At 59.6% G+C, this 19,724-nt stretch carries 17 protein-coding genes; 12 read left to right on the top strand and 5 right to left on the bottom strand.

The features are described 5' to 3' along the window. The 4 genes from HX823_RS13715 to HX823_RS13700 all read left to right on the top strand — a co-directional run. A partial coding sequence (locus HX823_RS13715) for a DUF1345 domain-containing protein (protein ID WP_177075188.1) occupies positions 1-621 on the top strand: 621 nt, incomplete at its 5' end. Positions 622-694: 73 nt separating this feature from the next. Then, on the top strand, positions 695-1,549 hold the full coding sequence (locus HX823_RS13710) for an AraC family transcriptional regulator (RefSeq protein ID WP_177075187.1): 855 nt from the start codon (positions 695-697) through the stop codon (positions 1,547-1,549). 39 nt (positions 1,550-1,588) lie between these two features. Then, positions 1,589-2,176 carry a LysE family translocator gene (locus HX823_RS13705; protein WP_177075186.1) on the top strand — a complete coding sequence of 196 codons (588 nt, stop codon included), beginning with the start codon at positions 1,589-1,591 and terminating at the stop codon, positions 2,174-2,176. A gap of 197 nt (positions 2,177-2,373) precedes the next feature. Beyond that, a complete protein-coding gene (locus HX823_RS13700) occupies positions 2,374-2,835 on the top strand; it encodes a hypothetical protein (RefSeq protein WP_177075185.1) in 462 nt (153 codons plus the stop codon). A 60-nt stretch (positions 2,836-2,895) separates the two neighbouring features. Here HX823_RS13700 and HX823_RS13695 read toward each other — a convergent pair whose 3' ends face one another. The 3 genes from HX823_RS13695 to HX823_RS13685 all read right to left on the bottom strand — a co-directional run bounded on the left by HX823_RS13695 (position 2,896) and on the right by HX823_RS13685 (position 8,852). Next, positions 2,896-5,160 (bottom strand): autotransporter outer membrane beta-barrel domain-containing protein, encoded by a 2,265-nt coding sequence (locus HX823_RS13695; RefSeq protein WP_177075184.1) that lies wholly within the window; start codon positions 5,158-5,160, stop codon positions 2,896-2,898. Between the two features lie 248 nt (positions 5,161-5,408). After that, complete coding sequence (locus HX823_RS13690; RefSeq protein WP_177075183.1) at positions 5,409-7,382, bottom strand: hypothetical protein; 1,974 nt, start codon at positions 7,380-7,382, stop codon at positions 5,409-5,411. Positions 7,383-7,601: 219 nt separating this feature from the next. Next, the gene (locus HX823_RS13685) at positions 7,602-8,852 is read right to left on the bottom strand and encodes a hypothetical protein (protein ID WP_177075182.1); all 1,251 of its coding nucleotides are present in this window, start codon (positions 8,850-8,852) and stop codon (positions 7,602-7,604) included. Positions 8,853-9,110: 258 nt separating this feature from the next. On the opposite strand from HX823_RS13685, the gene HX823_RS13680 reads away from it, so the two are divergent. From HX823_RS13680 to HX823_RS13660, 5 genes are read left to right on the top strand one after another with little or no spacing between them, the layout of a single operon-like run. Continuing rightward, entirely contained in the window at positions 9,111-10,127 is a 1,017-nt protein-coding gene (locus HX823_RS13680) for a LacI family DNA-binding transcriptional regulator (RefSeq protein WP_177075181.1), read from the top strand. A 41-nt stretch (positions 10,128-10,168) separates the two neighbouring features. Then, complete coding sequence (locus HX823_RS13675; RefSeq protein WP_177075180.1) at positions 10,169-10,951, top strand: sugar phosphate isomerase/epimerase; 783 nt, start codon at positions 10,169-10,171, stop codon at positions 10,949-10,951. Then, complete coding sequence (locus HX823_RS13670) at positions 10,944-11,885, top strand: sugar kinase (RefSeq protein WP_177075179.1); 942 nt, start codon at positions 10,944-10,946, stop codon at positions 11,883-11,885. The genes HX823_RS13675 and HX823_RS13670 overlap by 8 nt, the downstream gene beginning before the upstream one ends. Positions 11,886-11,930: 45 nt before the next feature. Beyond that, positions 11,931-13,223, top strand: a complete 1,293-nt coding sequence (locus HX823_RS13665) for an MFS transporter (protein WP_033900386.1) — start codon at positions 11,931-11,933, stop codon at positions 13,221-13,223. Next, positions 13,220-14,197 (top strand): D-glycerate dehydrogenase, encoded by a 978-nt coding sequence (locus tag HX823_RS13660; RefSeq protein WP_038845329.1) that lies wholly within the window; start codon positions 13,220-13,222, stop codon positions 14,195-14,197. The genes HX823_RS13665 and HX823_RS13660 overlap by 4 nt, the downstream gene beginning before the upstream one ends. Before the next feature lie 73 nt (positions 14,198-14,270). On the opposite strand, the gene HX823_RS13655 is transcribed toward HX823_RS13660, so the two are convergent. Next, positions 14,271-15,896, bottom strand: coding sequence for a methyl-accepting chemotaxis protein (locus HX823_RS13655; RefSeq protein WP_038845327.1), 1,626 nt, complete (start codon positions 15,894-15,896; stop codon positions 14,271-14,273). Positions 15,897-16,131: 235 nt separating this feature from the next. Between HX823_RS13655 and HX823_RS13650 the strand changes: the two genes are divergently transcribed. The 3 genes from HX823_RS13650 to HX823_RS13640 are packed head-to-tail and all read left to right on the top strand — an operon-like array spanning position 16,132 to position 18,590. Next, entirely contained in the window at positions 16,132-17,559 is a 1,428-nt protein-coding gene (locus tag HX823_RS13650; RefSeq protein ID WP_038845326.1) for a nucleobase:cation symporter-2 family protein, read from the top strand. A 12-nt stretch (positions 17,560-17,571) separates the two neighbouring features. Continuing rightward, positions 17,572-18,033, top strand: a complete 462-nt coding sequence (locus tag HX823_RS13645) for an LEA type 2 family protein (protein WP_177075178.1) — start codon at positions 17,572-17,574, stop codon at positions 18,031-18,033. 5 nt (positions 18,034-18,038) lie between these two features. After that, positions 18,039-18,590, top strand: coding sequence for a GNAT family N-acetyltransferase (locus HX823_RS13640; RefSeq protein WP_177075177.1), 552 nt, complete (start codon positions 18,039-18,041; stop codon positions 18,588-18,590). Positions 18,591-18,717: 127 nt separating this feature from the next. Here HX823_RS13640 and HX823_RS13635 read toward each other — a convergent pair whose 3' ends face one another. Continuing rightward, positions 18,718-19,644, bottom strand: a complete 927-nt coding sequence (locus HX823_RS13635; protein ID WP_177075176.1) for a carbon-nitrogen hydrolase family protein — start codon at positions 19,642-19,644, stop codon at positions 18,718-18,720. Between the last annotated feature and the right edge of the window lie 80 nt (positions 19,645-19,724).

Here is a 19,724-nt window from a genome sequence, read left to right as displayed (position 1 = left end):
CACCCCCGCCTCTCCGCCGCCGCCGTGTTCGGGATTGCCGTGGGCATCCTGGTGCCGGCCGACACCCTTGTCAGCAAAATCCTCATTGGCTGGAACGCCGGCGTCTGGACCTACCTGGTGCTGATGCTATGGCTGACTCGCCGCGCCAAGGCCGAGGATGTAAAACGCATCGCCGAGGTCGAAGATGAAAACGCCGGCCTGGTGTTGTTCACGGTGTGTATCGCCGCCATTGCCAGTTTGGCGACCATCACCTTCGAACTGGTGGGCAGCAAAGACCTGGCGACCTCGGAGCGCCTGCTGCACTACGGTTTCACCGGGCTGACCGTGATCGGTTCTTGGCTGCTGATCGGGGTGATTTTCAGCGTGCACTACGCTCGTTTGTATTACACCTGGGACGGCAAGGAACCGGCGTTGCGTTTTGCCGAGGGCCTGACCACCCCCAATTACTGGGACTTCCTGTACTTTTCCTTCACCATCGGCGTGGCGGTGCAAACCTCCGACGTGGGCGTCGCCACGCGTGGCATGCGCAAAGTGGTGCTGGGGCAATCGTTGATCGGCTTTCTGTTCAACACGGCGATCCTGGGGTTCTCGATCAATATCGCCGCCGGGCTGTTCGGTTGACGCTGCACAAACCTTCTAGACGCCCGGCATGTGCTGGGCGCTAATAGCTTCACTTAGCCCGCCTCGGTGTTTTATGGCCGCGCACAACTGGATCGACCTGTCCCAGGACGCCGACACCGGCATCGAGACCCTGCGCGCGCACTTTGAAGGCCACGCCTACGACCCTCACTGGCACGACAGCTACCTGATCGGCGTCACCGAACAGGGCGTGCAGCAATTCAACTGCCGCCGCACCCGCCACAATAGCGTGCCGGGCCAGGTGTTCCTGGTGGAACCCGGCGAGCTGCATGACGGCGACGCGCCCACCGCAGACGGCTTCACCTACCACATGCTCTACCTCGAGCCGCACTGGTTGGCGCGGGAAGTCAGTGCGGTGTTCGAAGAAGCGCCGCTGGACAGCCAGTTGAGTTTCGCCAGCACCTTGACCAGCGACCCACGCCTGGCCCTGGCCACCAGTCAGGCCTTCCGGACCCTGCACAGCGGCGAACTGCGCATTGTGCGCCAGCGCGCCATGGACCAATTGCTGGAACGCCTCACCGGCCAGCTCTACTGGCGCACCCGCTACCGCGACGACCCGCGGTTGCCCTTGGTGGCACACAAGGCGCGGGAATACCTGCATGCCCACTTGCACATTGATGTGGGCATGGACGAACTGGCGCTCGCGTGTGGCGTCGACCGCTTCCGCCTGACCCGTGCGTTCAAGAGCGCGTTTGGCCTGCCGCCCCACGCCTATCTGGTGCAACTGCGCCTGGCCCGCGCCCGGCATTTGCTGGGCAAGGGCGAACAACCGGCGGATGTGGCGATTGCCCTGGGCTTTGCCGACCAAAGCCATCTGGGTCGCTGGTTCGTGCGTGCCTATGGGTTGACGCCTGCGGCGTACCGCAAGCGATGCTCAAATCTTCCAGACAGGTCACCCGCGGGCTTGTGAAGATCGACTCCATCGATTGATTGTTCGGAGTCACCCGCCATGCTGCCGTTTATCCTGTTTGCCTTTGTCGCATCCATCACCCCAGGCCCCACCAATATCCTGGTGTTCAGCAACAGCGCGCGCTACGGTTTCAAGGCCGCGTTGCCGATCATTCTGGGGGCTTGCATGGGCGCGGCGGGCATTGTGCTGCTGGTGGGCGCGGGCGTCGGACAATCACTGGAGCAAATGCCTGGGGTGCAACGCACGATGCGGTGGGTTGGCGTGGCCTGGTTGAGTTATTTGGCGTGGCAGATCTTCCGTACGCCGGGCCAGGCTATCGATGCGCTTTCAACGCAAAAAAGACTCGGATGGGCGGGCGCAGCCACACTGCAGTTGATTAACCCTAAAACGTGGATGATGGCGTTGGCGGTAGCCAGCGTATTTGCCGGGGACGGCGCCGAACACCAGCAGCAGAGGCTGTACATGTCGCTGGCGTTTTTCCTTGTCTCCCTGCCTTGCCTGGGCATCTGGGCCCTGTTAGGCGCCGGATCGAAACGACTGTTCACCGCACCAGGTGCAATGACCCGCCTCAATCAGTGCATGGCACTCGTGTTGCTGGCGTCGGCCTGGCTGGGTGTTATCACTTAGGCGCATTGGCTTGGCAACGCCCCAATAGGCCGATACAGGTTTTTAGAACCTTGGCGGGCGTGATCTTCATAAGCCTTGGCGTCCGTATACTGTCAAGTTTGACAGTATACAGAGCGGCCAAGCTGCTGTTTGATGGGTCAAACAGAGCCATTGATGACTCTGCCACGCGCACACTCACCAGCGATGGAGAAGCGATCATGTCCTTACTGCAACCACAACCCACCCTAGCGCAGCAAAAGTACCTACGACCAAAGCGCCTGACGGCGACAGGCCCATTCGATGTAAAAATCGACTTGGTCACGGTCATTTTTCAAACCACGACGCTGCAGCATGACCCTGTGCGTGCGCTCTACAGCATTGATGGGCGCCACGCGGACAACTCTGTGACCATCAAAGAGATTCATATACGCTTCCCCGATAACGTTCGTACCGGCGCCATCATCGACTTGGCCAAACAAGAGTTCAACGACGTGGCAGTGTGGTACTCGCTCAAATCGCCAACGGAACACTACTCAGTGGACTGCACCTCAGGGACGCTGACGATCCTCACACTGACCCCTGGCGTCATCGCGATCAGTGGTACGTTAAGAGGCGCGACCGAAGCCGACCCCAACGGTAACAGGCATGTCGTGGACGTGGACTTCGACCTGGTCAGTTGATGCCTTCATCCAAAAAAACGCCCGTAGCTTTCGATACGGGCGTTGTGCATTAACAGACGTTTACCAGGTGTAACGCACCCCTACGTTAGCGCCCCAAGGTTGTTCGACTTTACCTCCGCTGCTGTGCTCAAGGTCGGCATGCAGTTGTAGGTTCTGAGACAGTTTCACCGCCACACCTGCACCGAATTCGGCGCGCGAACCGGAGAGGTCGTTGTTGAACACGTTGTTGTTCACCGACACTTTATTGTTGTTGGCAAACTCGTGCACCATCGCTGCCCGCAGGTAAGGCTGAACCACGCTGCCACTGTCAAGCTGGATATCGCGCCCCACTGTCGCACCGGCCTTGGCCATGATCGAACGGGTGCGCTCACCTTTGGCATGCAGGCCGTTGTCCAGGTTGTAATTGGCGCCCTGGATCACCACCGTAGAGACTTGTGCATACGGTTCAATGAAGAAACCGTCATCCAGCTTGATGTTGCGACCGAACTCTGCCGACAAACCGCCCCCGGTATTGTTGTACTTGCCCTTGGTGGACGTGCTGTCACTCAGGCCGACCTTGGACTCGTTATGGAACCGGTTGACCTTGGCCACCGCGTCGAAATAAAGACCACTTTCCTCGTCCAGCCAGGTTGCGTAGGCACCCAGGTAGTAACTCTTCACCGTACCGGAAGTGCCGCGTTTGAGGTTCAGGTCGGACGTACTGTGACCGGCCATCACACCTACCAGCCACTGGCTGTCGGCCAACGGCATATCGGCACCCAAGGTAAAGCCCTGTTGATTCTGGCTGTAACCAATACCTGTCGAGTCAGACACCTTGTACTTGTTGCCATAGCCGCGAATCCACAAACCTGCCTGGCCGGGTTCGAAACGCAATTCGCCCATGCGCGTACGCAGTGAAGTCGCCTCGCCGTACCAAACGGTCGGGGCGGTGTTGAACAGCGCCAGTACCGAACGGGTGCCTGGGCTGATTACTCGTTTGCTCGGGTCAAGGAACCAGTCGGTACCGTCCTTTTTCAGGCCGTAGGAGTAAGCACCCACATCGACCACGTCGCCCACCAGGGAGAACTGCGCGTCACCTCCGCCGGTATGCACGACGCGAATGTCTTGCGGGTTGACTGGCTCTGCGCCGCTGGCGGCAAGCAGCAGGCTGTGGTCACCCCTGGCTTGGCCCTCGATGTTCAGGAAGTCGGTGACACCGCGCGCAAAGTCGGTGCCCATGACAAAGGTGCCATTACCCTCAAGGCTATCCAGGTCAAGCTGGTAGAACGCATCGGTATCCCCGAATTTCACCGTACCACCGGCCAGGCTCAAGGCGCCGACCTGGCTGTCGCCGGTCAACTCCCAGAACGACGCGTCAGCTACGTTCAGACTGCTCACATTTTTCAACTGGCCGGTCAGGCCGGCGCTGTTCTGCAGGTTCAAATGTGCCGTGCTGCCGTCTTCGACAATGACGTTGCCGTTCAAGCGACTGTTGTCGACATTCATATTCGCCAGCGCACCGCCGTTGACTTCCAGCAACGTACCGTTGCCACCGGTCACGGTAGAACCATTGCGCACGTCAATTTCAACTTGCGACGTCGCGCCGTGCTCGCCATTGACCACGATGGCCGAGCCAGTGCGGCCCTCAACGCTGGAATTATCAAGAACCAGTTTGCCAACAGTGCCGTCGTTCAAGTCATCGCTGAACACCACGCCGTTCTTGCCACCCACAATCGTGCTTTGGCTGGCGATGGCCGTTGCACCGTCGAGCAATACGCCAAAGCTGTCGGCGCCGGTGCCTTCGACCAGGGTGTCTTCATTGAAGCGCAGCGTGCTATTGCCATTTGCTACTGCCCCGCCGATGACGCCACGGATTGTGCTGTTAAACACTTCAGCATCCGAACCGCTTGCAGAGCCGTGGCTCTGGAGTGCTTGCAGACCTATCGTGGTGTGGCTGGTTATGACGCTGTCGCGAATCTGGGCATTGCTGTCGTCCAGGCGCACCGCACCGAACACCGCGTGGTTTGAATCAACGACGGCACCGTTCAGACTGACGGAAGATCCCTGGGTGGCCCGGATGTCATCGATATGGCTGCCGGCATTGGCTATCAGTGCCGAGTCGTTGACCAGAATATGATTAGCCCGGGCACCGTTCATCGTCAGCTCGGAGTTAAGGTCCAGTTGCCAATCGTTTTGCAGTTCACTGCTATCAATGGTTTGTGATTCGTTAATCAAATGACCGGCGTATGCGGTACTTTGAACAGCCGCAAACATGAGAAAAGTAATAGTTGGAACTTTCATGATCTTGCTCAGCGGTTTGAGCTCGAAATGAGTTAATACAGTCATAGGGATTCACTCTCTGGGATAGAGCCTTCGAAACGGCTTGGCTCGTTCCCTCGGAATGGAGCCTTACCTGTGCGGCGCAGAGATTACGTAGCGAACATACCTATGGCTGTAGGACTTATCTGAACAAACCTTGACAATCGAGATAGGCGCTCCTGTAAGGGTCAATCAACTAAACCGACGATAACAACCCATCGAAAAGATCTTTTTCAAACGCCAGAAACACCCNNGGGTGTTTCTGGCGTTTGAATTTAAGGTCTTACGATTTCAACACCATCGCAGTAGGTATCTGGGTTGGAAAAGACGGTATAAATCTCAGCCAACGCACCGCGCCCCGTCGCGCCGGTGTTTACCGTGGTTGTATAGGTGACTTCGCATGGCCCAAGCACCACCTGTGTCAGGAAGGGTCGGTAAGTGATATCGACGTTGAAGCCATTGGCTACATCAGCTGTTGTCAACGGTTGACTCGTAAAGTCTTGCGTGAAGGGGCCAGGAGGGAAACCGAAGGCTTCGCTCGAGATGCTCACGTGTACCGTTACCGTATTGCCGACTACCAGTCGAGGATCTCCAGGAATGAATACCTGTGCATAGTAGGACGCAGGTGTTCCTGGGGCGCGAAGGATCAAGGATTGGCAACTCCACTCACCGTTGGCGTCAAGGCGCTGGAATTTGGCAGCTCCAAGCTCTACCGTTACCGCATCAATCACATTGACGGTGGTAACCCCTGAAGGGTTTTCGTTGGTAGTGCCGGGACCGGTGACCACATAGCTGACCGGTTGGGGGCCATTGCCGTGCCGTGCGACCACGGCCCAAGGGATTTGGAATGTCGCCGTGCCGCCGGGCGTGATGGTACTGAACGTAAATGGGCCGACACGTTCTTTGCTGGCTCCCCAGAACAGGAAGAATCGATTATTCGCGTGGGGTAATGCCGGAATATTCCAGAGGACAATCTCAATATCCACCGGCTGATCCGCGTCACCGATCCGCAAGGTATTCAACTCAGGGCGCGAGTTCGCGCCAAATACCTGTGGCAGGTTCAGTGCGGGATTGACGTCCCCTGGTTCGAGCGTACCTGGCAATACAGGCCCTTCTACCGACAAATCGAGGCGCACCGGTTTAACCGGGGACAGGAAGAATATGCCATTGCGATCAATCCGATAGCGTACTTGAACCGTCTGCGGACCTAACGCATTGGTGTACGCAGCTTTGATCGCATCATTCATGTTATTGAAGACCACATCAAAACCGGCGAGCGCAGGGGATTGCGGACCAAAGGGCTGTGCCTCCCACTGCGTCTCGAACCTGTCAATCCCTGTGGCAAAGTTAAGATACTGTTCGATATGCAGGTCAATGCCAGCGACGAAATCGGCAATGTCGAGCAAATCATCTGCGCCGCCAATTGCATCAGGCGCCCGTGGAAGGACAGGTATCAAGGGGACAGGGTCGTCCAACAAGGCAACCGTACGAAAGTCCACGAACGAAGGGCGACTGACGTTTCCCGCTCGGTCGGTGATGGTATAGAAAATATAGAACAACCCACTTAACACGATGTTGGCTGCTGGCAGGAAATAGGTGCCTCCGGTGGGCAGCATATTAACCGGGCCGCTCACATCGAACTCCGGCCTAGGGTCCATGACCGGGCTGAAGTACACCGTAAACGTGTCCCCTGCTTCAAACCGCCCGGTCTGCGGACCAAAGGTATTGGCAGGGACGATAATTTCCACACCACCTTCTTGGTTCAGAAACGGGTTATCAATCACCTGGCCTGCCGGCACATTCCCAAAGCGCGGAACAGTCGGCTGCTCACGTGATGTCGCTACAGCATACGCCGCAATGGTATCGACCCGAAACGCGCCTGGGTTGGAGGAATCCAAAGAAGGACCGGGAACCCCTGCCTGATTACGGTACTGGGTATTTCTAAGCTCGTAAAAGCCATGTCTGAATTCAGGTACAGGCGCCGCCACAAACCTGCTGATGAGGGGAGGAACCGGAGTCTGGTTGATTTGGTACGGCGCCAACAAGGTGGTCCAGGTCGGCGGCGTCACGCTGGTATCGCGAATCTCGATGCCCATCCAGTCGGTTGACCTGGACGCTGTGCCAGTACTCAATTGCAAGGTGATACCAACGGGGGCAACGACCGCAGGAATGAGTCCGGTTGCATCATCCAACGCCTCATCGATCGTCGGAGCATTGAGAACCAGGGTCCCTGATGTTGTAGTGGGCATTTCAGTCTCTCCTTTGCTGTTTGAAATGGGCACCGCACAATATGCAGGGCCTTGTTCGCGCGTTCAGTCCTTGAATTACTGCCGGGAGACTGAAACCGGGACACACTTGCGCCAGCCGAATGACTGACGACCAAATACGTTTTGCTTCGAAACTTCCATCTGAAGCCCATCCGTTATCTTGCTGGAGTAGCAATTAACCTGTGGGCTGGGCCGCCAGGCTCAGGGCTCAGGTCCGTTGCCGTAGATCCAGCAGAAAATGGGGCTAGGCGGCGGTGGCGAGACCGGTACCACCCGATCGAAAGGTACAAACCTGGAAGAAGAACGCCCAATGTCGATTCCGTTTCTCCTCACCATGAAGCTCGCCTCTCCACCAGCGCTGTCCTTCAATGGCCGAATAACGCGCTCGACATCGAGAATTCGGAAAAGGTAGCCGGAGGCGTCCGCAATCCCATCCCAATAATGCGTGAGGGTTTCCACTGTATTGGGATCTGGATTCTGATCAGGGTATTGCCCGTAGCCCTGAAACCTCATCGTAATCAAGTCCCCGTGGAGGATGTTCGTATCGGGTTCGATCAGCACCTCAACCCCGAACCAGATTGCCGGTAGGGTACTGCAGGTCATGAACCGACTCGGGTGAGATTCCGACTGTGGAAAACGAGGTGATCGATAGGTGATGGGGGGAAGGTCGGTTTGCAGGCCAACCTGCGCGACCTGTGAGAACAACGGATTCACATTATCTGCACGATCCTTCAAACGATAAAAACAAAAAAGCCACAAAGCGCCCGGGTAGCTGCGGAATACCTCACGGGGTACATCAACGAAAATGGGTCCGGTACTGCTAACCAGGGGTGGCGAGATCAGCGTGGGCATGCCCGTTGGCAACGCGTTCTTGTCAGAAAAATACATCAGCACCTGGTCACCGACCTTACGGTCTAAATAGCCCGATGGAATTTCCATGGGTACCAGGGGATGGTTATCCAGGTAAAGCTGGGTGATCGGGTCAACAGGGAAAATGGCCGGTAGCAGTAATGCACCACCACCGGGATTGTCACGATCGATTTCGATCGTCGTACTCCCTGAGGAGTCGGCACTCGGACTATCGGGCCGGGTGTTATGAATCCGAAAACCGACATCCACAACAGCGCTGTTCAACAGAAACTCTTTGGGTATCGTCAGGTAGTCCAAAGGGAAATCGGCATCGGTCAGCGGGCTAGGCAGTTGAATGGCAGGCGCATCAACGGAACTGGCGCCACGAACATGCCATTCGAAAACGACAAACTGAAGTCTGCCGGCAACGGGTAAGACCGCCCAAGGTTTTTCAATTGAAACCCGCAAATCAGTGAAATTGTATTGAGCGGGGAGCAACCCATCGGGTAATACGTCAAGGATTTTCGGAGGGTCAAGCACCAACGTGCCTGTCGGGCCCGATGGCCCATTCGCGTTTGGCTGCCCCGTGGTGATGGTACTCATGGAAAGCTCCCAAGGCGCACACGTGTTCTGTGGGCGCGTATGACCGGTGAACGTTGTTGACCCTGTTCGTTGAAGTCAATTGAACACCTCCGTATCGCATCCGGATACTGTCAGAACTAACAGGTGAACTCGCCGCTCGTCGGGCTTACTGCCTGTATGCCTGACTCGATAACACATTATTTTCTTGACGAGGTGATCCGCCTGGTGTTTTCTGAAACCGGTTTCAATGCATCCAACTCAAATAAGAAAGGCACTACCGTGACCCCTTTTTCAGCCGCCCAACGCAACCGCGTGACCATGCTCGACGTCGCCGAACGCGCCGGTGTATCCAAGGCCAGCGTGTCGCGCTTTATCGGCGACGACCGCGCCCTGCTCTCCGATGCCATTGCCTTGCGCATCGAACAAGCCATCGAGCAACTCGGCTACCGCCCCAACCAGATGGCACGTGGTCTAAAACGTGGCCGCACGCGGCTGATCGGCATGCTGGTGGCCGATATCCGCAACCCTTATTCCATTGCCGTGATGCACGGCGTCGAAACCGCCTGCCGCCAGCACGGCTACAGCCTGGTGGTGTGCAACACCGACCGCGATGACGAGCAAGAGCGCCAGCATCTGGCGGCCCTGCGTTCGTACAACATCGAAGGGTTGATCGTGAACACCCTCGGCCATCACCTCGACCAACTGCTGGAACTGCAACGGGAAATGCCCCTGGTGCTGGTGGACCGCAAGGTCGCGCCGCTGCACAGCGATCTGGTGGGGTTGGATAACCCGGTAGCCGTTCGCATGGCGGTGGAACATCTGGAGCAACAGGGCTATCGCGATGTGCTGCTGGTGAGCGAAGCCACCGATGGCACCAGTTCGCGCCTGGAGCGCCTGGAGAGTTTCAAGGCTGAGATTGCCAACCGTCCGAAATTGACCGGTGCCGTGCTGGAACTGGATGACGCGCTGCAACAACACCTGCAAATCTTTCTCGCAAAACCTGGCCCCAAGGCGCTGTTCTGTGCCAACGGCGTTGCGGCACTGGCCTGCACCCGTGCGCTGAAGAATCTGGGCTGCAACTTGTTCGATGACGTAGGCCTGATCGCACTGGATGACCTGGATTGGTATCCATTGGTGGGCAGCGGCATCACCGCCCTCGCCCAACCCACCGACGCCATTGGCGCCTCGGCGTTCGACTGCCTGCTCAAGCGCTTGCGCGGCGACACCGAGCCGACGCGTACCCTGGATTTCTTGCCCCAACTGATTATCCGAGGCTCAACACAATCCATTGTTTGATTTTCGCTAAAAAATGAAACCGGTTTCAGAGGTAAACAACAATGCATAAATACCCCGTCTCCATCAGCCTTTCCAGCTACGGCGCCGACTTGGTACGCCAGCAGGGCCAATTGAGTTTTGTCGAGGTCCTCGCCGCCGCCGGCGCACAGCGCATCGAATGGCGCGAAGAGCTTTTAACCGACGAACAGCCCACCGAACTGGCCCAGGCCGCGGCGCAACAAGACCTGGAATCGGTGTTCTCATCGCCCCTGGAACTGTGGGTCGCCGGCCGCGCCCAAGCGAATGCCGAACTCGCGGCCACCCTCGATCGGGCGCAGGCGTTCGGCTCACGTTGGTTGAAAGTCTCCCTCGGCTACTTCACCGACACCAATGACCTGGAAAGCCTGCACGCCCTGCTCAACCGCCACTCGGTTCAGCTGCTGGTAGAGAACGACCAGACCCTGCACGGCGGCCGCATTGAACCGATGCAGCGTTTCTTCACCGAAGTGGAACGCGTGGGCCTGCCGGTCAAGATGACCTTCGATATCGGCAACTGGCAGTGGCAGGACCAATCCGCCCTCACCGCCGCACGCCTGCTGGGCCGGCATGTGGATTACCTGCACTGCAAGGCCGTGGCCCGGCGTGCCGACGGCAAACTGGTCGCCCTGCCGCCCGGCGCCACCGACCTGCATTTGTGGGAACAACTGCTCAAGCACATGACTCCAGGTATCAGCCGGGCCGTGGAATTCCCGTTGCAAGGCGATGACCTGGTCGCAGTCACTGCACAGCAGGTCGCCGCCCTCGCCCTGCTGGGCCAACCTCGTGTGGAGCATGCTCATGTCTGAGATCGATATCCTTTCGTTTGGTGAAACCATGGCGATGTTTGTTGCCGAGCAAACCGGCGACTTGGCCCAGGTTGCACAGTTTCACAAACGCATCGCGGGGGCCGACAGCAATGTCGCCATCGGCTTGTCTCGCCTGGGTTTCAACGTGGCGTGGTTGAGTCGGGTGGGCAACGATTCCCTCGGGCGTTTTGTGGTCGACACGCTGACCCAGCAAGGCCTGGATTGCCGGCATGTGGCGGTCGATCCGCTGCACCCCACCGGCTTTCAATTCAAGTCCCGTGAAGAAGCCGGTGATGATCCCCAGGTGGAGTACTTCCGCAAGGGCTCGGCGGCCAGTCACTTGTCCATCGCGGCCATCAGTCCTGCGCTGCTGCAGGCCCGCCATCTGCATGCCACCGGGATTCCGCCCGCGTTGTCCGAGGCCACACGCGAGTTGTCCGTCGAGCTGATGACGCAGATGCGCAAGGCCGGGCGCAGCGTGTCGTTCGACCCCAACCTGCGCCCGTCGTTGTGGGCCAACCAACAAACAATGATCCGCGAAATCAACGCCCTCGCAGGGCTCGCCGATTGGGTTCTGCCGGGCCTGGGCGAAGGCCGTCTGCTCACCGGTTTCGATGACCCGGCCGATATTGCCGCGTTCTATCTGGACCAGGGCGCCGAAGCCGTGGCCATCAAGCTCGGCCCGGACGGCGCCTACTACCGCACTCACCTGGACCAGGGCTTTGTCGCCGCCGTGCGCGTGGACAAGGTCGTGGACACGGTCGGTGCCGGTGACGGTTTTGCCGTGGGCATGATCAGCGCCCTACTGGAAAACCTCAGCTTTCCCGAGGCGGTACAGCGCGGCAACTGGATCGGCAGCCGCGCCGTGCAAAGCCGTGGCGACATGGAAGGCTTGCCCGCCCGTTCAGAGTTACCGATTCGATCCGTTGCCTAAACCCCACCCTGTTGCCACAACTACAACAAGCTCAGGAGCAACCCCATGGACACCGTGAAACTCGCCACCCGCCGTTGGTGGTACATCATGCCCATCGTTTTTATCACCTACAGCCTGGCGTACCTGGACCGCGCCAACTACGGCTTTGCCGCCGCCTCCGGGATGGCCGAAGACCTGATGATCACCCCCGGCATGTCGTCGTTGCTGGGCGCGCTGTTTTTCCTTGGTTACTTTTTCTTCCAGGTACCGGGGGCGATCTACGCGCAAAAGCGCAGCGTCAAGAAGCTGATTTTCGTCAGCCTGATCCTGTGGGGCGGCCTCGCCACCCTGACCGGCGTGGTGTCCAACGCCTACATGCTGATCGTGATTCGCTTCATGCTTGGCGTGGTCGAAGCCGCCGTGATGCCGGCGATGCTGGTGTACCTGTGTCACTGGTTCACCCGTGCCGAACGCTCGCGCGCCAATACCTTCCTGATCCTCGGCAACCCGGTGACCATGCTGTGGATGTCGGTGGTGTCGGGCTACCTGGTGCAGCATTTCAGCTGGCGCTGGATGTTTATCATCGAAGGCCTCCCGGCCGTGCTGTGGGCGTTTATCTGGTGGAAGCTGGCCGATGAGCGTCCCAAGGATGCCAAGTGGCTGAGCGACTCCGAGAAACAGGATCTGGAAACCGCGCTGGCCGCCGAGCAAGTCGGGATCAAGGCGGTAAAGAACTACGCCGAAGCCTTCCGCTCACCCAAAGTGATCATCCTGGCCCTGCAGTTCTTCTGCTGGAGCATTGGCGTGTACGGCTTTGTGCTGTGGCTGCCGTCGATCCTCAAGCAAGGCTTGCAGATGGACATGGTCGAGGCCGGCTGGCTGTCGGCGCTGCCTTACCTGGCGGCGGTGATCGGCATGCTGGTGGTGTCCTGGGGCTCGGACAAGCTGCAAAAGCGCAAGCGTTTCGTATGGCCACCGTTGCTGATTGCCTCGATTGCTTTCTACGCGTCCTACATGCTCGGTGCCGAACACTTCTGGTGGTCCTACACCTTGCTGGTGATCGCCGGGGCCTGCATGTACGCGCCCTACGGCCCGTTTTTCGCGATTGTCCCGGAGATCCTGCCGGCCAACGTCGCCGGAGGCGCCATGGCGCTGATCAACAGCATGGGCGCCCTGGGTTCATTCGGCGGCTCGTACCTGGTGGGCTACCTCAATAGCAGCACCGGTTCACCCGGCGCTTCGTACTTGCTGATGAGCGGCGCGTTGCTGCTGTCGGTGGTGCTGACGATTTTTCTCAAGCCCGGCGCGAGTGATCGCACGCCGGTGCCCCACCTGGAATTGAAGGTAAAGACCGCATGAAAAAGTCCGTCGTGTTGTACAAGAAACTCTCTGCGCCGCTGATGGCCCGCCTGCATGAACAGGCCGATGTCACGCTGATCGAAGCACTCGACGACACCGGCCTGGCCAAGCTGCGCGACGCCCTGCCCGGCGCCCACGGCCTGTTGGGCGCCAGCCTGCGCCTTGACGCCACGCTGCTCGACCTGGCGCCGCAGTTGCAAGCCGTGGCCAGCGTTTCGGTCGGCGTCGACAACTACGACATCGACTACCTGACCGCGCGCGGCATCCTGCTCAGCAACACCCCCGACGTGCTCACCGAAACCACCGCCGACACCGGTTTTGCGCTGATCCTCGCCACCGCCCGGCGTGTGGTGGAACTGGCCGACATGGTGCGCGCCGGCCAGTGGCACAAAAACATCGGCCCGGCGCATTTCGGCAGCGATGTGCATGGCAAGACCCTGGGCATCATCGGCATGGGCCGCATCGGTGAAGCCTTGGCCCAGCGTGGGCATTTTGGCTTTGGCATGCCAGTGATCTACCACAGCCATTCCCCCAAGCCGGCGGTGGAGGCACGTTTTGGTGCGCAATACCGCAGCCTGGACGACTTGCTGCAACAGGCCGATTTTGTTTGCCTGACACTGCCACTGACGGCCGAGACGGAAAAGCTGATCGGCGCCGAACAGTTCGCACTGATGGGCCCAGAGACGATCTTCATCAATATTTCGCGGGGCAAGGTGGTGGATGAAGCGGCGCTGGTGGCGGCGCTGCAACAGCGCACCATTCGCGCGGCGGGGTTGGATGTGTTTGAGAAGGAGCCGCTGGATCACGGCTCGCCGTTGTTGCGCTTGAATAATGTGGTGGCGACGCCGCATATCGGTTCGGCCACCCATGAGACGCGGGAGGCCATGGCCAAATGTGCGGTAGATAATCTGTTGCAGGCGTTGGCGGGTGAGCGACCAAAAAACCTGGTGAATGCCGCCGTGTGGAAACACTGATTCTACTGTGGTGAGCGAGCTTGCCTCGCGCGGGGCAAGCCCGCTCACCACAAAGAGCAGGTTCCTGACGCATTCAGATAACGAACCGCGCCACCATCCCATTCAAATCCACCGCCAGGCGCGACAGTTCATGACTGGCCGCGCTGGTCTGGTTGGCCCCCGCCGCCGACTGGGTCGCCAGGTCGCGGATGTTGACCAGGTTGCGGTCCACTTCGCGGGAGACCTGCGCCTGCTCTTCCGACGCACTGGCGATCACCAGGTTGCGTTCGTTGATCAGGCTGATGGATTGGGTGATCTGCTCCAGCGCCACACCGGCGGCGCGGGCCATTTCCAGGGTGTCTTGCGTGCGCTGGTTGCTCTGCTGCATCGATTGCACGGCTTCACCGGTGCCGTTCTGGATGCCGGCGACCATTTTCTCGATCTCCTGGGTCGACTGCGCGGTGCGATGGGCCAGCGCACGCACCTCATCGGCCACCACCGCAAAACCCCGCCCCGCTTCACCGGCACGCGCCGCCTCGATGGCGGCGTTGAGCGCCAGCAGGTTGGTCTGTTCGGCAATCGCGCGGATCACGTCCAGCACTTTGCCGATATCGCGGCCTTGGGTGGCCAGGCCTTCGATCATCGCGGCGGTGTTTTGTACGTCCTGGGTCATGGTCTGGATCGCGCCGACGGTTTCCACCACACGGTCGCGGCCTTCACGGGCGGCCTGGTTGGACTGGGTCGAGGCCTCAGAGGTAGAGACCGCGTTGCGGGCCACTTCTTCCACCGCCGCCGTCATCTCATTGACCGCAGTGGCAGCCTGGTCGATTTCGTTGTTCTGTTGTTGCAGGCCCTTGGACGCCTCTTCGGTGACTGCGCTCAACTCTTCCGCCGCTGAAGCCAGCTGCGTCGCGGAGCCTGCGATGTGCTGGATGGTCTGGCGCAGGTTAGCCTGCATCGTGGCCAATGCGCCGAGCAGGCGGGCCGGTTCGTCCTTGCCGTCGTCTTCGATGGTTTTGCTCAGGTCACCGCTGGCGATGGTTTCGGCGACGGCTACGGCTTTGCGCAGCGGCGCGACGATGCTGCGGGTCAACAACCAGGCCAGCAGCACGGTGAGTAATGCGGCAGCGATGGAAACTGCAACAACGCCGGTGATCGCGCCGTCATAGCTCTGCCCGGCTTCAGCGTCGGCGGTCTTGGCATCGGCCGCGTTGATGGCGATGAGCTTGTTCAGTTGCTCGCCCATCTGGTCGGTGCCGTCCTTGATGCGGCTGTTGATCAGTGCGCGCATCTCATCCACTTTGCCCTGCTTGGACAGCGCGAGCATGTCGGCCTGGGCCTTGAAGTAGTTGTCCAGCGTGACCACGAAGGTTTTGTACAGCGCGGCTTCTTCCGGGCCGGCAGGCAGCGCCGCGTAGCTGGCTTGGGCCGTCTTGACCTTGTCGGCGAGCACACTCATGCGGGTTTCGGCCTCTTGCAGGCTGGCCGGCTCGCGGTTGACCAGCACGCGGAACGACAGGATGCGCAAGCGCAGTACGTTTTCGGTGATGATGCCCAGCGAGGTCACGCTGGGCAGTTGGGTCGCGGTCATGTCCACGGAGGATTGGCGAATCTGTGCCATGCGGTTGACCGCAAACACCCCCAGTAAAACCACTAACAACGCAATGAATGCAAAACCGAGAAACGCTCGAGGGGCAATGTTCAACTGGCGCAGGGACATAGGGGGGGCTCTCAGAAGTAGTGTTTGCGAGCGTCCCTGCTGCGAAACGATCAGTCGGCGTCAACGCGCCGTTCTGACCTTGGGTCACCACTGTTGTCGTTGGTATGTGGGCCTATCCTCGATATCGGCAGGCCCTGGGGTTTCCCACAGGCCCGTCATAAATATTTTTTTACACTTCTGACGACCGGCAGTTTCTGGCATCCTGCGCCTCCATTTTCTGACCCGAGCCCGTATTTTGTCTGACGCTCAAGCCCCCCGCCCGCGCTATAAATCCGACCTGATCTACGGCCTGGAAGACCGCCCGCACTTCACCGCCGCGATTTTTGCCGCGTTGCAGCATGTGCTGGCGAGTTTTGTCGGGATCATCACGCCCACGCTGATCGTCGGCGGCGTGCTGGGCCTGGAAAGCGAAGTGCCGTATCTGGTGAGCATGGCGCTGTTTGTGTCGGGGCTGGGCACCTTTGTGCAGGCGCGCAAGTTCGGCCCGATAGGGTCAGGGCTGTTGTGCCTGCAGGGCACCAGCTTTTCCTTTATCAGCGTGATTCTCAGCGCGGGTTTCATGGTCAAGGCCCGGGGCGGCGGTACTGATGAGATTCTCTCGACGATCTTCGGTATCTGCTTTTTCGCCGCGTTTATCGAGGTGGTGCTGAGCCAGTTCATCGGCAAGCTGCGCATGCTGATCACCCCGGTGGTCACCGGCACCATCATTACCCTGATGGGCTTGTCGCTGATCAAGGTGGCGGTCACCGACATGGCCGGTGGCTATGGCGCCCAGGACCTCGGCGCGGCCGCCAACATGGGCCTCGCGGCCTTGGTGCTGCTGACCATCGTGGTGCTCAACCGCTTCAGCAATCCGTTCCTGCGCTTGGGCTCCATCGTCATCGGCCTGACCCTGGGTTTCGTGGTGGCCTGGCTGATGGGTCGCGTGGACATGGCCGCATTGCCCCAGGTGCCCTTGATCAGTGTGCCGGTGCCGTTCAAATATGGGTTTTCGTTCGACTGGGTGGCGTTTATCCCGGTGGCGGTGATCTTCCTGATTTCGCCGTTGGAAGCGGCCGGTGACCTGACCGCCAACTCGATGATTTCCCAGCAGCCGGTCAAGGGCCCGCTGTATATCAAGCGCATCAAGTCGGGCCTGCTCGCCGACGGCCTCAACTCGGCAATGGCGGCCACTTTCAACAGCCTGCCGATGGTGACCTTTGCCCAGAACAACGGCGTGATCCAGTTGACCGGCGTGGCCAGCCGCTATGTGGCGTACTTCATCGCCGGCCTGCTGGTGTTGCTGGGGCTGTTCCCGATGATCGGCGCGGTGTTGCAACTGATGCCCAAGCCGGTACTGGGCGGCGCGACGCTGATCATGTTCGGCACCGTGGCCGTGGCGGGTATCAAGATCCTTGCCGAAGCCGGACTGCACCGCCGCAACGTGCTGATCGTGGCGATCTCCCTGGGCATGGGCCTAGGCGTAGCTGCCGTGCCGGAAGTACTGCGCGACCTGCCCAAGGCGCTGCACAACATCTTCGAGTCGCCGATCACTGTGGGGGCTTTCTGTGCAATCCTGCTGAACATTTTCCTGCCGGAAGAGTTCATAGAGCTGGAAGAAGATGAATTTGATCCGGAGTCCTCGACCCTCAAAGTGATGCAGGACCCGGACGTCACGAAATAAGGGACACTTTTTATGCGCAAGCTCATGGTTCTATCGTTACTGCTGCTGACCCTGAGCGCCTGCGCGCTGTTCCCCAACCGCGACCCGGTAAACATCAACGTGGTGGGCATCGAGCCCCTGCAAAGCCAGGACCTGGAAGTGCGCTTCGCCGTGAAACTGCGGGTGCAAAATCCCAATGAAACGGCGATCGACTACAACGGCGTGGCCCTGGACCTGGAGGTCAACGGCCGGCCGCTGGCGTCGGGAGTGAGTGATCAGGCCGGGAGCATCCCTCGCTTTTCCGAGACTGTCCTGATGGTTCCCGTCAGCGTTTCGGCATTTTCCGTGTTGCGTCAGACCCTGGGCCTGAGCCAGACCCAGAGTTTGAACAACCTGCCCTACGTGTTGCGCGGCAAATTGGCGGGTGGGCTGTTTGGCACCATGCGCTTCGTAGACCGTGGCACCCTCGACTTGCCGAACACCGCCACCTGGTAACTGCCATGCAACCCACCTTGTTCACCGAACGCCTGATCCTGCGCCCACTGACCCTGGATGACGCCGAGGGCATCCAGCAGCAGTTCCCCCATTGGGATGTGGTGCGTTACCTCAACGCCCTGGTGCCCTGGCCCTACCCGGCCGACGGCGCCCGCGACTACTTGCAACACGTCGCGCTGCCGGCCATGGCGCGGGGCGAGGAATGGCACTGGTCGATCCGCCTGAAAAGCGCGCCGGAGCAGTTGATTGGCAATGTCAGCTTGATGGATGAAATGGATAACAACCGAGGATTCTGGCTTGGCCCGCAGTGGCAGGGGCAAGGGTTGATGAACGAGGCCAGCGCAGCGGTGACCGACTATTGGTTTGGCGTGCTGGAGCGGCCGTTGTTACGGGTGCCCAAGGCGGCGCCCAATCTGGGGTCGCGGCGGATTTCCGAGCGTGAGGGGATGCGGTTGATCAGGACGGATGAAGGCGAGTTTGTTGAAGGCACCTTCCCACGGGACATTTGGGAAATGACACGTGCAGAGTGGCTGAAATCCAAATCCCCCAGCCGATGAAAAACCAATGTGGGGGCTGGCTTGCCTGCGATAGCAGTGTGTCAGCTTGCACATCCGAGGCTGATGCTCCGCTATCGCAGCGATGCGGCGGCCCGACAAGCCAGCTCCCACATTTTTAATCCCTGTTTCAGTCAGTGATGAAGCGGACTCCGGGCTTTTCGCGTTCGTCTACGACCAATTCAAATACATCCGGCCGGGCATAGTGCCCCACCACGTCATAGTCATACCGCGCCCGCACCAGCTCATCGGTATCGATCTGTGCGGTCAACAACCCCGCCTCGCCCACCAACGGCCCGGCCAATACATCGCCCATCGGCCCGACAATCACACTGCCACCGGCAATCAACGGCCTTTGCGCCGGCCAATTGGCCACCTCCACGCCCAGCGCCTCGGGCGACGCCTGCACCTGGCACGCACTCACCACAAAGCAACGCCCTTCATGGGCCACATGGCGCATGCTCACCTGCCACATCTCACGCTCGTCCACCGTCGGCGCGCACCACACCTCCACGCTCTTGGCGTACATCGCCGTGCGCAGCAACGGCATCATGTTTTCCCAGCACACCGCGCCGCCGACACGTCCCACAGCCGTATCGATCACCGGCAGGGTCGAGCCGTCGCCCTTGCCCCAGATCAGCCGTTCGGTACCGGTGGGCATTAATTTGCGGTGCTTGGCCACCAGCCCGCCCGCAGGCTCGAAATAAAGGACCGTGCAATACAGCGTGCTACCGCTGCGCTCGATCACACCCAGAACCAGGCTGGCGCCGGTGCGTGCCGACAGCCCGGCCAGCGCCTGCGTTTCAGCCCCCGGTACATCGATGGCATTGGCAAAATAGCGGGCAAAGGCTTCACGCCCTTCCGGCAGGCGGTAACCCAGTTGCGTGCCGAACCCTTCGCCCTTTGGATAGCCACCGAGCAACGCCTCCGGCATGACCACCAGTTGCGCAGCGCTACGGGTGATTTCGTCTTCATAGCCGAGAATGTGCGCCAGGGTTTCAGCCTTGCCGCCAGGCGAGGAACCGATTTGCAACGCCGCCACAGTAGAAACAGGCATCAGGATTACTCCGAAGTCAGGGGTTGCCCATTCTCCCGCCAGCCTCGATCATGAATAAAGCCCACTTCAGTGCTGAATGA

Source organism: Pseudomonas sp. P7759 (genome assembly GCF_013386445.1).
GTDB classification, from domain to species: Bacteria; Pseudomonadota; Gammaproteobacteria; order Pseudomonadales; family Pseudomonadaceae; genus Aquipseudomonas; species Aquipseudomonas azotoformans_A.
This window is presented reverse-complemented; position numbering and strand designations above follow the sequence as displayed.

Bases quoted from the DNA above. Each gene is read 5' to 3' on its own strand.
- HX823_RS13710 (WP_177075187.1), top strand. From the start codon at position 695: ATGGCCGCGCACAACTGGATCGACCTGTCCCAGGACGCCGACACCGGC.
- HX823_RS13705 (WP_177075186.1), top strand. From the start codon at position 1,589: ATGCTGCCGTTTATCCTGTTTGCCTTTGTCGCATCCATCACCCCAGGC.
- HX823_RS13700 (WP_177075185.1), top strand. From the start codon at position 2,374: ATGTCCTTACTGCAACCACAACCCACCCTAGCGCAGCAAAAGTACCTA.
- HX823_RS13695 (WP_177075184.1), bottom strand. From the start codon at position 5,160: ATGACTGTATTAACTCATTTCGAGCTCAAACCGCTGAGCAAGATCATG.
- HX823_RS13690 (WP_177075183.1), bottom strand. From the start codon at position 7,382: ATGCCCACTACAACATCAGGGACCCTGGTTCTCAATGCTCCGACGATC.
- HX823_RS13685 (WP_177075182.1), bottom strand. From the start codon at position 8,852: ATGAGTACCATCACCACGGGGCAGCCAAACGCGAATGGGCCATCGGGC.
- HX823_RS13675 (WP_177075180.1), top strand. From the start codon at position 10,169: ATGCATAAATACCCCGTCTCCATCAGCCTTTCCAGCTACGGCGCCGAC.
- HX823_RS13670 (WP_177075179.1), top strand. From the start codon at position 10,944: ATGTCTGAGATCGATATCCTTTCGTTTGGTGAAACCATGGCGATGTTT.
- HX823_RS13665 (WP_033900386.1), top strand. From the start codon at position 11,931: ATGGACACCGTGAAACTCGCCACCCGCCGTTGGTGGTACATCATGCCC.
- HX823_RS13660 (WP_038845329.1), top strand. From the start codon at position 13,220: ATGAAAAAGTCCGTCGTGTTGTACAAGAAACTCTCTGCGCCGCTGATG.
- HX823_RS13655 (WP_038845327.1), bottom strand. From the start codon at position 15,896: ATGTCCCTGCGCCAGTTGAACATTGCCCCTCGAGCGTTTCTCGGTTTT.
- HX823_RS13645 (WP_177075178.1), top strand. From the start codon at position 17,572: ATGCGCAAGCTCATGGTTCTATCGTTACTGCTGCTGACCCTGAGCGCC.
- HX823_RS13640 (WP_177075177.1), top strand. From the start codon at position 18,039: ATGCAACCCACCTTGTTCACCGAACGCCTGATCCTGCGCCCACTGACC.
- HX823_RS13635 (WP_177075176.1), bottom strand. From the start codon at position 19,644: ATGCCTGTTTCTACTGTGGCGGCGTTGCAAATCGGTTCCTCGCCTGGC.